Annotated in this window: 12 protein-coding genes; 6 read left to right on the forward strand and 6 right to left on the reverse strand. The window is 39.9% G+C overall.

Features of this window, described 5'->3' with window-relative positions; genetic code table 11:
• Positions 1–127: 127 nt before the first annotated feature.
• Positions 128–1153, forward strand: coding sequence for a glycosyltransferase family 2 protein (locus GX654_06055; protein NLD36417.1), 1026 nt, complete (start codon positions 128–130; stop codon positions 1151–1153).
• A gap of 22 nt (positions 1154–1175) precedes the next feature.
• Here the strand turns inward: GX654_06055 and GX654_06060 are convergent, their stop codons facing one another.
• The 3 genes from GX654_06060 to GX654_06070 form a co-directional block, all read right to left on the reverse strand.
• Complete coding sequence (locus tag GX654_06060; protein NLD36418.1) at positions 1176–1850, reverse strand: hypothetical protein; 675 nt, start codon at positions 1848–1850, stop codon at positions 1176–1178.
• 202 nt (positions 1851–2052) lie between these two features.
• Entirely contained in the window at positions 2053–3108 is a 1056-nt protein-coding gene (locus GX654_06065) for a glycosyltransferase family 9 protein (protein NLD36419.1), read from the reverse strand.
• 5 nt (positions 3109–3113) lie between these two features.
• Positions 3114–3839, reverse strand: a complete 726-nt coding sequence (locus GX654_06070; protein NLD36420.1) for a hypothetical protein — start codon at positions 3837–3839, stop codon at positions 3114–3116.
• A 405-nt stretch (positions 3840–4244) separates the two neighbouring features.
• On the opposite strand from GX654_06070, the gene GX654_06075 reads away from it, so the two are divergent.
• Positions 4245–5303 carry a glycosyltransferase family 9 protein gene (locus GX654_06075; GenBank protein NLD36421.1) on the forward strand — a complete coding sequence of 353 codons (1059 nt, stop codon included), beginning with the start codon at positions 4245–4247 and terminating at the stop codon, positions 5301–5303.
• A gap of 86 nt (positions 5304–5389) precedes the next feature.
• Here the strand turns inward: GX654_06075 and GX654_06080 are convergent, their stop codons facing one another.
• Positions 5390–6376: a hypothetical protein gene (locus GX654_06080; GenBank protein ID NLD36422.1), complete on the reverse strand. Its 987-nt coding sequence runs from the start codon at positions 6374–6376 to the stop codon at positions 5390–5392.
• Between the two features lie 269 nt (positions 6377–6645).
• Between GX654_06080 and GX654_06085 the strand changes: the two genes are divergently transcribed.
• Together GX654_06085 and aroB are read left to right on the forward strand one after the other, a co-directional pair.
• Complete coding sequence (locus tag GX654_06085; GenBank protein NLD36423.1) at positions 6646–7182, forward strand: DUF2284 domain-containing protein; 537 nt, start codon at positions 6646–6648, stop codon at positions 7180–7182.
• Positions 7183–7201: 19 nt separating this feature from the next.
• The gene (gene aroB, locus GX654_06090) at positions 7202–8230 is read left to right on the forward strand and encodes a 3-dehydroquinate synthase (protein ID NLD36424.1); all 1029 of its coding nucleotides are present in this window, start codon (positions 7202–7204) and stop codon (positions 8228–8230) included.
• On the opposite strand, the gene GX654_06095 is transcribed toward aroB, so the two are convergent.
• Positions 8214–8594 carry a response regulator gene (locus GX654_06095; GenBank protein ID NLD36425.1) on the reverse strand — a complete coding sequence of 127 codons (381 nt, stop codon included), beginning with the start codon at positions 8592–8594 and terminating at the stop codon, positions 8214–8216. The two genes, aroB and GX654_06095, sit on opposite strands and share 17 nt — an antisense overlap.
• Positions 8595–9130: 536 nt before the next feature.
• Here GX654_06095 and GX654_06100 point away from each other — a divergent pair.
• Both GX654_06100 and GX654_06105 read left to right on the forward strand, forming a co-directional pair.
• Positions 9131–12319, forward strand: a complete 3189-nt coding sequence (locus GX654_06100) for a response regulator (protein NLD36426.1) — start codon at positions 9131–9133, stop codon at positions 12317–12319.
• Positions 12316–13236 carry a diguanylate cyclase gene (locus GX654_06105; protein ID NLD36427.1) on the forward strand — a complete coding sequence of 307 codons (921 nt, stop codon included), beginning with the start codon at positions 12316–12318 and terminating at the stop codon, positions 13234–13236. Before GX654_06100 ends, GX654_06105 begins: the two co-directional genes overlap by 4 nt.
• Positions 13237–13239: 3 nt before the next feature.
• Here the strand turns inward: GX654_06105 and GX654_06110 are convergent.
• The coding region (locus GX654_06110; protein NLD36428.1) for a lysophospholipid acyltransferase family protein at positions 13240–14096 on the reverse strand (857 nt) is incomplete at its 5' end.

Raw genomic sequence — 14096 nt, forward strand, 5'->3', positions numbered from 1 at the left:
ACACAAACAGGATTTGGTCAATTTTTTACATTAAATACCCCGGTATTTTCAAGTCGCTTGATCTTTTAGTTCGCTTACGTCATTATGCCCCCAAAGATGAAGCTGTTTTACAGGAGTTATTACAACTATGCTCAACGTTGATAAAAAAAATAAAACCGGATGCGAAATTGTATCGGTAATCATAGTAAACTATCGTTCCTGGGAAAAACTGGCGGATTGTTTAAGATCCCTGCAATGCGTGGATAGATCAAATATCACTCTGGATATCATTGTTGTAGACAACTGTTCAAATGATGGCCAGTTTGAGGCTTACTCCTATGCCTTTCCAGGAGTCCGCTTTATACTTAATACCGGGAATTATGGTTATGCCCATGGATGTAATACCGGGGCAGGGGCAGGCAGGGGCGAATACCTGCTGTTTATTAATCCTGATACAATTGTGCGGCCCGGAAGTATCGAGCTGTTAATAACAACGATTAAGGATTATCCCACAAACTCTATATTATCAGTACTCCAGGTAGCGCCTAAAGGCAGGATAGAGAGGGTTGAGCGTTTTTTCCCAAGATGGATATCATTAACAGGGATAGGAAAATCTCTGTACCGGTTTATCAACAGAAGGCGACTAAAAAGGGAGTTTTCAAGAGAGAGGGCTGTAGTCTTTCCGGATTGGGTCTCAGGTTCTGTGATTTTTATGAGGAGAGAGGCATATCTTAACCTGAAAGGCTGGGATGAGCGTTACTGGATGTACAGTGAAGATGTTGATATATGTAAACGGGCTGCAAAAATGGGAGGCAAAATTGTTATGTTGCAGCAGGCCAGTTTTTTACATAATCATGGAGGTAGTTCGCGCATAAATACAGGTGTATCTGCTTTAACCAAATCTGAAGTTTATATATCAAGCCACGTGTACATCAGTATTCATAAACAGGGATTGTCGCGCACTGCTATGCAGGTGTTTCTGGTCTTAAGGGCCCTGGTTAAGAACATAATCCTGGCATTGCTCTCCTGCCTTGTCTTTCCCAGCAAAAGGGCAAAAGTGCAACGTTTGCTTTTAATGAATTTATGTCGTTATTACGCGAATGCCTTTAGGGTTAAAAGCTGGATCAGTCCGCGTTCAATTTGCTATCGGGAAAAGAAGGTTAGAGACTCGTAAACCTGTGGATGAGAAAAAATGTTCAGGCAATTTTTTTTAAAAAATCCCTGAGCCAGTCTCTTATCGCCCTGATAATCTTTTCTGTTTTGCTGCGATCAGTATACAGACGTTTTTCATCAGGGTTCACACTTTCAGGCCGGTATTTTAACTTGATTTTTGTAATAGCATTAAGATCATCCTGAAGGAATCTTTTATAGATTAGATTCAAGGGGAAAAACCTGAATTCTGACCTTGAGATCGATGCTGCCCAGTCTATAATATTTGGGTTCCTATCATTACCAAACAATATATTTGGCATCCTCTTCAGGTCACAGTGCGCGATTCCTCGATCATGAAAACTGTCAATCAGTCTTTTTAGATCACTAAAAAATTTATCATCAAGCTCTTTTGAAACATCCATGTTCCCGAGTTCAGTTCCCTGAATTTCTTCTATAATCAGGGCTACCCCTCCTATTGAACCGAAAAGAGAAGGCACTCCTGATAATCCTTCAAGTTTTTTATATGCCTTTTTTTCACGCCATATTAGAAAGCGACCTGCAATATTCCTGAACCAGAAACTGTTTAAACTGAAGTCCTTTACAATGGCCTTTACGCCATTTTCCTCAATCCGCCAGATAACCGGCCTTGTGCCCGTTGATTTTCTTAATATCCCGCATTGCTTTTTAGCGATATCAGCGAGTGTCAGACCTTCAAACATAATAATTCTCTGTCGTGAAAGTTTTTGGAACAATGGCCCTGTAAATTGGAAAGATATATTTATTCATTATTATAAAGGGTCTCCAAATGACTTTTTCGTAAATGTTTTTAAATAAGGCCCTGTCAGGTCTATTTACGTTTATACTCCTGATATGATTTTTCTTCAACCAGGTCTGACCCGACTCCGATATTAATCTCTTTTTTCATTCCTTTGTTTTTATTTTATTCATCAGTTTATCCAGCCTGTCTATTACATGGGAGACCTCGACAAGGTCCATGACCCCATGTCTTAATATCCTGGTTCCCCATCGGATCTGATCCGCGGGTTTCCTGAGGTACTTTAATGATGCCTGATTATACATGTTTACACACCATTCAAGACTCTTGTAAGGTCCTGTACGAAATGGATTGGAGGCTGCGTGAAGGCCTATCACCGGCGTGTCTGTAATAGCGACCATGTGCATGGGACCTGAATCAGGTGTAATCAGGACTGTTGCACGGCGCAAAAGTTCAAGAAATTGTGCAAATGTGTGTTGGCCTACCAGGTTGATCGGGGCCGCTATCCTGCACAAGCGGATGATCTCATCTGCCATCCGGTGTTCAGCAGATGATGAACCGCCACTGATGACCACCTGCATTCCATACTGATTAACAGCGTGATCAGCTACTGCAGCATATCCTTTTGCATGCCAGTTACGGAGTTCATGACTCGAACACGGGCTAATGATAAGGCATGGCTTTTCAGGATCTAAAACCTGCTGAGCCAGATCCTGTGCCCCGGGAACTGAAGGCAGGCCCCATTTGTATTCCTTTTTGCTGATGCCCAGCTTATCAGGAAAACTTAAGAAGCTATCCAAAACATGCTGCTCTGGTGTATAGGCAATCCGCTCATTAATAAAGAGGCCATGAAAAAAATTGGCGCGGATTCTGTCATACCCGATCTTTCGTTTTGCCCTTATAACCAGGCCTAAAAGGCTGGCACGCAGGGAAAGCTGCATAAGAAGCAGCACATCAAAAGAGCGGTTGCCCAACTGTTTTCTTGTATTATTATATTCTTTTATGCCATTTTTCTTGTTAAAAATAATAAACTCTACGCCGGGCAAATGGCCCAAAAGCTGATGTTCCACCTTTCCGATCACCCAGGTGATCTTGATTTCAGGCCTGTGGGTCTTAAGGGTATGGATCACCGGCAGCACATGAGTCACATCCCCTAACGCTGATAACCTGACAATACAGATGGAGTTTGCTGTGGAAATCATCTAACTTAACCTTTAGTTCTGCAAAATTTTGATTTTATATTTCTTCTTATTTTTTTATAAGTGTTTTTTATATCATTTAACAAAAAAGCTGTCTTAAACAAAATGGAATCTTTCAGATTATCATCTATTAAACCTATCGCTTTTTGTTCTGCCTGTAAAAACTTGCATAGATTTATCATTATAAATAGTTTTTTAAAAACAGCAGGCCTTTTGAGCCTGAAATCAATAAAGTAGACCTGATCATCTTTTATTAAGAAATTTGTAAGTTTTGGATCGCTCCTTGTGTATCCCTTGCTATGCAGGATTTGCAGGGATTTTAAGACTTCTGGCAGATTATCATCTGCGGCCTCTCTTCCTTCTATAAAATTATAGGCATAAAAACTGTCTACCACCATGCCAAATCTTCTTTTTTGCGCAGCAAAAATGGGGTCTGGAGCATTTAATCCAATATCATTTATTTTTTTTAAGCTCTCTATAATCCTGAAGGAGTCGCTCCCTCTGAAAAAGGTCAGAAACCTCTCCCCCCATCTTGAGTTTCTATTTCGTGGAATTTTAAAAATAATTTTATCAAAATCTTTTATTTTTATTTGAGACACAAAAGAATTTTTATTATCATTATACTCCGAAATTGTCTGATAGCTTTTTGAAAATATACTGTTTAACAAAAATATGGCTTTATCTTCATCTATGTTTGAAAGCACTCTGTATTCTTTATAGTTAAAATATTTCATTTTATAATTATTCACGAATAATTTGACGACAGGGCAGTGGCCTATTATTAACAAAAAGTCTTCATATGAAAAGCTGTTTATTGGGTGAAAAACAAAATTTAAAATTACAGATTGTTGCTACCACATGTTTTTGAGAAAATCAAAATAATAAATCATATTAAATATGCCCCTGATACAAGTGTAAAATGCACAGGAGAAAAAAACTACTGAAAACCTCAATCCGCCAGATAACGGGCCTTGTAGTCGTTAGCTTGCTCTATCATTATTTGACGAGGATTCTTAATTCTGGTAATTTCATGTGCATTTATCCTGGACCTACTGTGAAAATTAAGTTGGGAGTGGCACTCTTCTTTACCTGACTATTTGCGGACTGTTAAAGGAAAAAAATCTATTGGAGAAATTTTTATGGCAAAAAGACCATGGCATTCAATAATCAGACGTTCCCTGTCTAAATCTTTAAATGCCTTTTTATGCAGGATCATAAATACAAAAATAGAATATGATAAGATTGATGCAAAGGAGATAAACAGGATATTGATAATCAGGCTCAACCATCGTATTGGCAATGCCCTTTTTTTAACTCCTCTTATTAAGGCCCTGGAAAAAAAGTTGCCCAACGCCAAAATAGATCTCCTATTAGGGGCTGATTTCAGTGACCTAATAGGGAGAATGACTAATGTTAACAAAATCTATTGTGCCAATTCCCGCCTTATAAAAAGACCATTCAAGTTATTTGCTTTAATAAAAGAGCTGAATAAGAATGGGTATGATCTTACTATCTCTCCGGCAAAAAGTTCAGGAAGCAGTAATATTATGCAGGCATCTGTTAAAGCAAGATATAAATTAAGTTTTAGAGTGGAAAATATTATTAATTTCGCAAATATTGTTGTTGATTTACCTGAGACAAAACATGCCGCATTATTACCTTTAGCCGTGATGGAGGCATTTGCCGGAGAAAGATTAACCTATGAACCATACCTTGATATTTCACTATTTGATGATGAGAAAGCACAAGGTAAAGAGATATTAGCGCAGCTTATTGGTGAGGATAATATCGATGACAAGACAATAATAGGGATTTTTCGCGATGCCCGATATGAAAAAAAAATAGCTGATAAATACTGGCTGGAATATATCAATAAGTTATTAGCAACAGGGAATCCTTATATATTTGTGGATATAATAGCCCCCGACGGAAAGGCTGTCAGTGATGATATAAAATCGATTTCATTTGAAAATTTAAGAGAACTGGCATCTTTTATGGCTGCTTTGGATTTTTTTATCTGTGCAGACACCGGCCCCATGCATCTGGCATCAGCAGCAAAAACTAACATTATTGCCCTGTTTAATAATACATCCCCTGAAGCCTATGGACCTCTTGGTAAAAATGACAGGGTGATTGATATAAATAATAAAAATATGGATGAGGTTTTGGCTGAAACAGTATCTATTTTAAATTATTAGCTTTCAGCTTTCAGCTATCAGCTGTCAGCCTAATCTCTTTTTTATATGGTTATTGCTAAACACTAATTTAAATGAACACCTAAACCCTACTCCTTTCCCTGTGGCATTCCAGGCGGGGGCATCCTTCTCATGCCAGGCATTGATTGTCTGGAATTCAGATAATCTTCGAATTCCTGCATCTGGTCTTCAGATAGGATACTCTTTGCTGTTTCAATGTAAACAGTGTTCAGTATGGCATTATTCCCAGCCCCTTCATTCATTGGCCCCCTGCCGAATGGCGGCCCTCCCTGAACCATAAGAGTACTATCCTCTCTTCTTGTATCCGGGTCATTTTGTCTGGCATTATACAGGGCTTTAATCAGTTCATTTTGTTTTTCTTTATCAAGGCTGTTATCTTCAGCCATTACATTAAAGCCCATCAAGAGCATCCTTTCCTGTTCCGAATTCTGATATTCCTTGAAGGCATTAAGTTCATTAACCGACAAAACCTCTGATAATTTATTATCATATGTTGAGTTAATCTCCTCCATCTGCTGCATGAATGTTTCACTATCCATCATTTCAGGCGAAAACCCTCCTCTTCCAGGTCTGGGGAACCTGTTCATCATCTCCATGCGCATCTCGGAAAGCAGGTCATATAATCTGGTTTTGGTCTCTTCAGAGAGGTTGTTTTCCTCTACAAAGGCATCATATCGGTCTGATAAAAATGCCCTCTGGTTGTTCCTCATCTCAGGACTATTCATGAAATCAGATCTGTCAGGAAAATTAGCGCTATTCGTAGCCCTGTTTTCTACCTGGATCTCCTGTGTACCTGCAGTTGCTGCTGTTTTAGCTTTTTGAAGAGGAGTAACAGTAGAATCCTGCTTTGCCTTCATATCAGCAATGAGGGATTCCAGTCTCTTAATCTCTGCCATGTATTTTTCCGGCTCTTCTTGCGGATAAGATTCATTTGCCTTTTCTGCCAATGCAATGATGCGTCTGTGCTGAATAACCACTGTTATTGCAAGGGCCATTATTATAACGCCAATGACAGTCCTGGTAAGATTATTTCTTGTATTAACCTCTGTTACCATTTCACCCTCCTCTAATCACAAAAAGATATTTGAAGCACAGTATATCTTAAAGGGTATTAAGAGATACTGGAGAAGCTGGCATTTATCGGTTAAATCCAGTAATCGATAGAATCATTTATAAATAAATTTTCATCAGATAAATATCAATATAAATTTGGATTATCCGCCTTTTTCCTGATTTATCCCTCCTCCTAATTTACGATTTGACTTGGAAAGAAATTTGCTTTAACCATAGCATAGGAAATATAGATAAATCTGGAGATTTAATAATGGATTACAGAGAGATAGAGGCCCTTGCTCTTTCCTGTGGCTTTACCCACGTAGGAAAGCTTGATACTGATACTATCAAGGTGCGCAAAGAGGTGCGTGATTCATGCGCAGAGAATAAATGCCATGCCTATGGGAAAAACTGGTCATGCCCTCCTGTATGCGGAGAGCTTGATGCCTGTGAGAAGATTATCAGAAGTTATAAACATGGCCTGATCCTTCAGACAAAAGGGGCGCTTGAGGATTCCTTTGATTTTGAGGCAATGATGGAACTTGAAAAGGTTCACAGAAAGTCCCTTGTAAAATTTAACGATGAGATCAAAAAAGGCTATCCTGATGCTCTGGTCATAGGTACAGGCGCCTGTACCCTATGCAGTGAGTGTTCATACCCTGATAATCCCTGCCGTTTTCCCGAAAAGATGATCTCTTCAATGGAGGCGTTCGGCATTGTTGTAAGCGATGTATGCACGGCAAACAATATCCCTTATTATTACGGCCCGGGGACACTGACATATGTGGGTTGTGTTCTAATCGAATAGATTTCGTTAAGGAGTATTTATGCGTTGTCTTGAAATAAAAGGCAGTTCAAATGTATCAAAACTCATGGTGGGCGAGAGTTATAAAAATGTGGAGAAATATCTCCCTTCATCCAATGTTGTAATTGTGGCTGACAGTAATGTGTATAATCTTTATAATGATACATTCCCGCAATATAAGACCATAAAGATTGATGCAGATGAAAAGGTGAAAAGCCTTGATACAGTTAGCTTTATCATTAATGAGCTTGTTGAGATGGAGGCAGATAGAGGTCTTTTTTTACTCGGCATAGGCGGAGGTATTATCTGCGATGTTACAGGGTTTGTGGCATCCATATACATGAGGGGTGTTCCCTTCGGGTTTATATCCTCAACCCTGCTTTCACAGGTGGATGCAAGTGTAGGAGGGAAGAACGGTGTCAATTTCAAGGGATATAAGAATATAGTCGGGGTTTTCAACCAGCCTGATTTTGTCATATGTGACCCTGATATGCTTAAAACCCTTCCTGATGAGGAGATACTCAACGGGTGTGCTGAGGTCATTAAGCATGGTGCTATCGCTGATAAAAATCTGTTTGAATACCTTGAGAATAATCATAAAGCCATTCTTAAGCTTGATAACGATGTAATTGAGCGCATTGTATATGATTCTATAAAAATAAAATCTGATGTCGTAAACAGGGATGAAAAGGAGAGAGGGGAAAGAAGGATTCTTAATTTCGGCCATACAATAGGCCATGCAGTGGAAAAGGTTACAGGCGTAAGTCATGGAAAGGCCGTAAGCATTGGTATGTCAGCGGCAGCAGGCCTTTCAGAAAGCAGGGGTATCCTAACTCAACCTGACAAGGAGAGGATTATTGAACTGATTAAAAACCTGGGGCTTCCTTTTGAATTAAAGGCGGATAAACAAAGGATACTGGATGCAATGAAGAGGGATAAGAAGAGAGATGGCGGCACCATCCATTTTGTCCTCCTGCATGGAATAGGAAAGGCAGTAATAGAGGATCTTTCAATAAAAGAGCTTGAGGAATATTTTATATTAACGAAGTAACCGCTTTCCAGAGCCCCTCAGTATCTATGGGCTTGGGTATGTATTCATCTGCCTCTGTGTTCATTCCATCTGCATGGGAATATTTTGTGCCCGGCACATGCTCACTCACAGCAGTAAGAAGAATAACCGGAATTTCCCTTGTACTGGCGCTTGCCTTAAGCTCTGCGCAAAGGGTATACCCATCCTTCCTGGGCATCATTACATCAAGAATAATCAGATCAGGTCTTTTTATTTTTATGGATTCCTCACCTTCAACGCCGTCATAGGCCTTCCCAACGGTGCAACCCCTGCTTTCAAGCATCAGGGTTATTGTTTCAACCATGTCCGGATCATCATCAATTACCAGTATATATTTGCTTGTCATATTAACTCTCCAATCATTTACGGGATCAGGCATGATCTAAAATTTATATTGGAATTTGTCAACCTGTTCTGTATAAAATTATCTCTTTTTCTCCCTGATAATAAGAACATCATTTTTTTCTCGATTATGTCAATATATTGACTAATATAAAATCTTTTATGTCTTTGTGAGGAGGTCCCTTTCTTAAGAGTATGGTAACAGGCTGATCGCTCAGACGCTGATTGCCAGGTTTTGCAAATATTTACAGGATGTTAAAACACATTTTCCTGAAATCACTTTATTTTATTGTCCTTTATTTGACCATTTTCAGGATGAATAAACAAGGATGAGTTAATGGCATGTATATTGCTTTTACATAAATATTTGGTTCTTTAATTCAATAGTATGCATGAAAAATTGGTTCAGCGGATATGAAAATATTCAACATGAAGTTTATAATATTAATTTCATTTATATCAGTTTTGCCTTATGCAGGCGATTTAACCCCGCAATCTGATCTTATTAAACAGATGGATGTTATTGTCGTGGAGTAGGCTGTGAATTTATCAAAACACATAAAAGAGATAAAGGGGTTGCCTGTAGTTATCCTGATTATAAGCCTGTTTCTTTCGGCTATAACCTTTATGATAATAAGGGAGAAGGAGCATCTTCTTCAAAGGGAATATATTATAAATACAACTGACCGTGGAGCCAGATATCTTGAACTGGTGGGTTCACATGCCATATCTATAATAGGTCTGTTAAATTCATTTTATAATTCATCTGATTCTATAACCAGGGATGAATTTAAACACTTTGCAACTGATCTCCTGAAGACCTACCCCTTTTTAGAGACCCTTGAATGGGTCCCCAGGGTTAAGAACATTGAGAGGCATGCATTTGAACAACAGGCCCGTAGAGATGGGATTGAAAACTACCTGTTCTTATACCGTGGTAAGGATAACATGATGTACCCGGCAAAGGAAAAGGATGAATACTTCCCGGTATATTATATTGAGCCCTATTCTGGGAATGATCAGACAATAGGTTATGATCTCTCTACAAACAAAAAGATTTTTGCAGCGATGAGTCAATCATCTGAGATAGGCAAGGTGGTGGCAATCAGCCATTATGATATGACCGGTCAGGCTGATTCCAGGGAAAAACTCCTCCTGATTACACCTGTGTATGATGAAAATGGCACATCATTCATATCATCAGGCGGTAAACAGGGGCTGACAGGTTTTCTGTTGGGGGCGATAAATTTCAGGGAGATGGTTGAGGATGCATTCAGGCACCTAGGTTTTACAGGGGTCTCATCCCATTTTTACGATATCACGGATGGATCTGGCGACGCATCATTGATTATGTCAGTAAACCAGCCAAACACAGATAATGCACCCATTAAAAAAACCGATTTGAATTTACTGATAGCTCAAAAAGGTTTGGATAGATCAGGAAAAGCTTTTTTCAGGAGATGTCATACCTTCAGGCTTGGCGAAAGGGAATGGGCAGTAGTTTCTATCTTTCAAAAGGGGCTGCTTGAAAAATACCTTACCTATCAACCGGCTGTTGCTGGTTTCATAACCCTCTTAATAGGCAGTATGCTTTCCTATCTCTTTTATCTCCAGATAAAAAAAAGGTCTGTTATCGAGCAAGAGGTTAAGGAGAGGACAATAGACCTTGAGGAATATCAGAAACAGCTTATGGAAACCAACCGCGAGCTTGAAAAATCTATCCTATATTCAAATGAGATGGTAGTTAAGGCTGAGATAGCAAACAGCGCCAAAAGTCAATTCCTGGCGAATATGAGCCATGAGATCAGGACCCCAATGAACGGCATAATCGGTATGACCGGGCTTCTGATGCAGACAGAACTTAATAATGAACAGAGAAATTATTTGGATGTAATAGATACAAGCGGCAATTCACTCCTCTCTCTTATAGATGATATCCTTGATTTTTCAAAGATTGAGGCAGGCATGCTTGAGATTGAGACCATAGATTTTGATCTGCGTGCCCTCATGGAAGATACAGTTGAAATGATATCACTAAAGGCACAGGAAAAGGGGCTTGAGCTTACATCGTTTATATCACCGGAGGTACCACTTCATCTGAAGGGTGACCCCGGACGTCTGAGGCAGATACTTGTTAACCTGATGGGAAATGCAGTAAAATTTACCCATCATGGAGAGGTATCGGTTCAGGTTACGCTTGAAGATAGAGAGGACAAGATAGCATCCCTGGATTTTAGAATTTCTGACACTGGTATTGGCATTCCCCGTTCAAGAATAGCCATCCTTTTTTCCGCCTTTACCCAGGTAGACGGCTCTACGACAAGAAAATATGGCGGAACAGGGCTTGGTCTTGCAATATCAAAGCAGCTTGTTGAGTTGATGGGAGGGAAGATAGGTGTTGAAAGTGATGAGGGCCTTGGCTCTACATTCAGGTTCACATTAAAATTTGGAATAAATGATAATATTGATACCCAGGATATCAATTACCAGATTGACCTGAAAAATAAAAGGATACTAATAGTTGATGATCACAAAACCAACCGCCTGATTCTGAGCACACTCTTAAACTCCTGGGGTGCCCATACCCTTGAGGCCCCTGACGGGTCAAGCGCCCTTGATATAATCCATAGATTTACATCAGAAGGTGTTACGATTGATGCGGCTATTCTTGATATGCAGATGCCTGAAATGGATGGAGAAGAGCTGGCAAGAAAGATAAAGGAAGATAAGGAGACTGGCGATATTGCACTGATCCTGATGTCCTCTTCAGGGCACCTTGGTGAAAATGAAAAACTTAAAAAAGCGGGATTTTCAGCATGCCTTTTAAAGCCTGTGCGCCAGAGCCAGCTTTTTGATTCTATTTCAATGGCCCTAGGTCAAAAGATTGCACTTGATATTGATAAGGGCATTTTATCACAACCTGTAAAAGATGATAATACTGTTCAGCATGAGAGAAAGCACCATTTCAGGATCCTGCTTGCTGATGACTCGATAACAAATCAGGCAGTTGCAGCGGCTATACTGAACAAGCTGGGGTACAGGGTGGATACTGTGATAAACGGCGCTGAAGCCATAAATGCTTTAAAGAAAAATAATTACCATATTGTCCTTATGGATTGCCAGATGCCTGATATGGATGGTTATGAGACCACTAGAAGGATCAGGAAAAACGATGACGGGGTGAAAAACCCACATATCCCGGTAATTGCACTTACTGCAAATGCCTTGAAAGGTGACCGGGAAAAATGCCTGAATGCAGGCATGAATGATTATCTCAGTAAACCAATAGATCCGCTGGTTCTAAGGGATAAGCTTGAAAGATGGCTTCTGAATAAGGGGATCGTGGAGGAATTTCCCAATGAAAATTATCCTGATAAAAGTGATGCCCCTGAACTGAGTGTATTTGATTATGAAATTCTTCTTGAAAGATTAATGGGAGATAAAGAGCTTACCGATATAGTCCTACAGGGTTTCTTAAAGGATATACCGGCCCAGATGGCTGATCTCAAAATAATAGTAGAGGAAGGAGATCATGCTTTAGCAGGAGTCCTCTCACACAAGATCAAAGGGGCATCAGCAAATATAGCTAGCCCTTCTTTACAGCGGATCGCAAGTGACATGGAAAAGGCCGGCGAGTCAGGGGATCTGGAAAACCTGAAAAACCTTATGGCAAGGCTTGAAAAGGAATTTGATAAATTTAGACTTGAGACAGGAAAAAGGAATCCATGAAAGTTTTAGTAGCAGAAGATGACTTGACATCAAGAACAATCCTGGGGGCAATACTTGCCAAATGGGGTTATGAAGTAGTATTTGCGGTTGACGGGCAGCAGGCAATGGATATCCTGTCGCAGCCTGATGGGCCTAAACTTGCCCTTCTTGACTGGAACATGCCGGTTTTGTCAGGAATAGATGTATGCAGGAATCTAAGAAAAGCGCAGGTTAATGATACTATCTACATAATCATGCTAACCGCAAAGAGCGAGAAAAGGAATATCGTTGAGGGTCTCAATGCAGGTGCAAACGATTATATAATAAAACCCTATGACAATGAAGAGCTTCAGGCACGGATTAATGTGGGGAAACGCATGGTGGAAATACAGTCAGAGCTGGAAAAGGCCAAACATGCGCTTATCTATGAGGCCATGCATGACTCACTAACAGGGCTCTATAACAGAAAGGCCATACTTGAAATGCTTGCAAAGGAGCTTTCGCGGATTAAACGGAACGGCAGTATACTCCATATAGGCATGTGTGACCTTGATCATTTCAAGTTGATTAATGACAGATATGGCCACCAGACAGGTGATGAAATACTCCAGGGTTTTGCCAGGATCATGAACTCAAATCTGAGAGAACATGACTTTATCGGCAGGTATGGTGGAGAGGAATTTTTGATTATCTTACCCTCATCAGAAAGCAATATTAATAAGATGACATGTTTTACCAGGCTGCACAGGGTTATAGCAGATACAAAGATAGCGACAAGGTCAGGTGATCTATCTGTTACTGTGAGTATAGGCGTAACAAAAGCAGATGGAGAAAAGGGTATTGATGAGATACTGTCTGAGGCAGATAATGCCCTTTACAGGGCCAAGAACACAAGAAACGCCATATGCTATTCAGAACAATGTGGTGCGCCTTCATGATGGCTATTTATAGATCTCCTCATGATAGCATTTCCATTTCCTGTGAATCCACAGCCATAGTTCAGGCTGCTCCCTGATTGCCTTTTCAATGGTATCATTCTGAAGCTGTGTGGCCTGGGTCATATCAAGCCCTTCAATGTTTAACTCAGGGAAGAAGACGAGTCGGTGTTTTGTTACATCCTTTGTGCGGTACATAAACATGGGAACAACAGGGATATGATATTTGCTTGCAAGGCTATATATAAGCGGAATGGTTGATGCCTTCTGATTGAAAAAGTGGCAGGGTATCCCTTCGCGAAGGTTAGCCTTCCTGTCTGAAAAGATAACAAGATCCTCGCCACTCTTAAGTTTTTTAATGGCCGGTCTGAGCCCGTTTTCCTTATAGAGTATGCCTACACCAAAATTTTCATTATTGAAAACCCTCTCCTTCTCAATAATAGGGTTATCAATCATTCTGACAATAAAATTAAGCCTGTTAAAGGTGTCAGCGAAATAGAGGTGGGCATATTCCCAGTTCCCAAAATGGGCGCTTAATATGATAACTGAGGGGTTCTTTTTTCTGGCTGCGATCAGATGCTCTTCGCCTTCAACATGAATACGGGTCTTTAATTTATCCATGCCCTTTCTTGTTAACCGCATCATGTGTATCCATTCAAATCCCATCATGCCATAGTGCATAAAGTTTGATCTGGCAATAGCCTTTAACTCCTTTTCATTCTTTTCTTTGCCATACGCAAATTTTAGGTTTATCAAAGAGATTCTTCTATGATGAGGGTCAATCAGATAAAAGATGAGGCCAAAAAGTCGACCAAAGAAGAGCCATATCCTTAAGGGGAATATCCTTGATATAAGATGAAATG

The organism is Desulfatiglans sp., assembly GCA_012513605.1.
Taxonomy (GTDB): Bacteria; Desulfobacterota; DSM-4660; order Desulfatiglandales; family HGW-15; genus JAAZBV01.

Coding starts and splice junctions, on each gene's coding strand:
- GX654_06055 (NLD36417.1), top strand. CDS start 128: ATGCTCAACGTTGATAAAAAAAATAAAACCGGATGCGAAATTGTATCG.
- GX654_06095 (NLD36425.1), bottom strand. CDS start 8,594: ATGACAAGCAAATATATACTGGTAATTGATGATGATCCGGACATGGTT.
- GX654_06060 (NLD36418.1), bottom strand. CDS start 1,850: ATGTTTGAAGGTCTGACACTCGCTGATATCGCTAAAAAGCAATGCGGG.
- GX654_06075 (NLD36421.1), top strand. CDS start 4,245: ATGGCAAAAAGACCATGGCATTCAATAATCAGACGTTCCCTGTCTAAA.
- GX654_06080 (NLD36422.1), bottom strand. CDS start 6,376: ATGGTAACAGAGGTTAATACAAGAAATAATCTTACCAGGACTGTCATT.
- aroB (NLD36424.1), top strand. CDS start 7,202: ATGCGTTGTCTTGAAATAAAAGGCAGTTCAAATGTATCAAAACTCATG.
- GX654_06065 (NLD36419.1), bottom strand. CDS start 3,108: ATGATTTCCACAGCAAACTCCATCTGTATTGTCAGGTTATCAGCGTTA.
- GX654_06085 (NLD36423.1), top strand. CDS start 6,646: ATGGATTACAGAGAGATAGAGGCCCTTGCTCTTTCCTGTGGCTTTACC.
- GX654_06070 (NLD36420.1), bottom strand. CDS start 3,839: ATGAAATATTTTAACTATAAAGAATACAGAGTGCTTTCAAACATAGAT.
- GX654_06105 (NLD36427.1), top strand. CDS start 12,316: ATGAAAGTTTTAGTAGCAGAAGATGACTTGACATCAAGAACAATCCTG.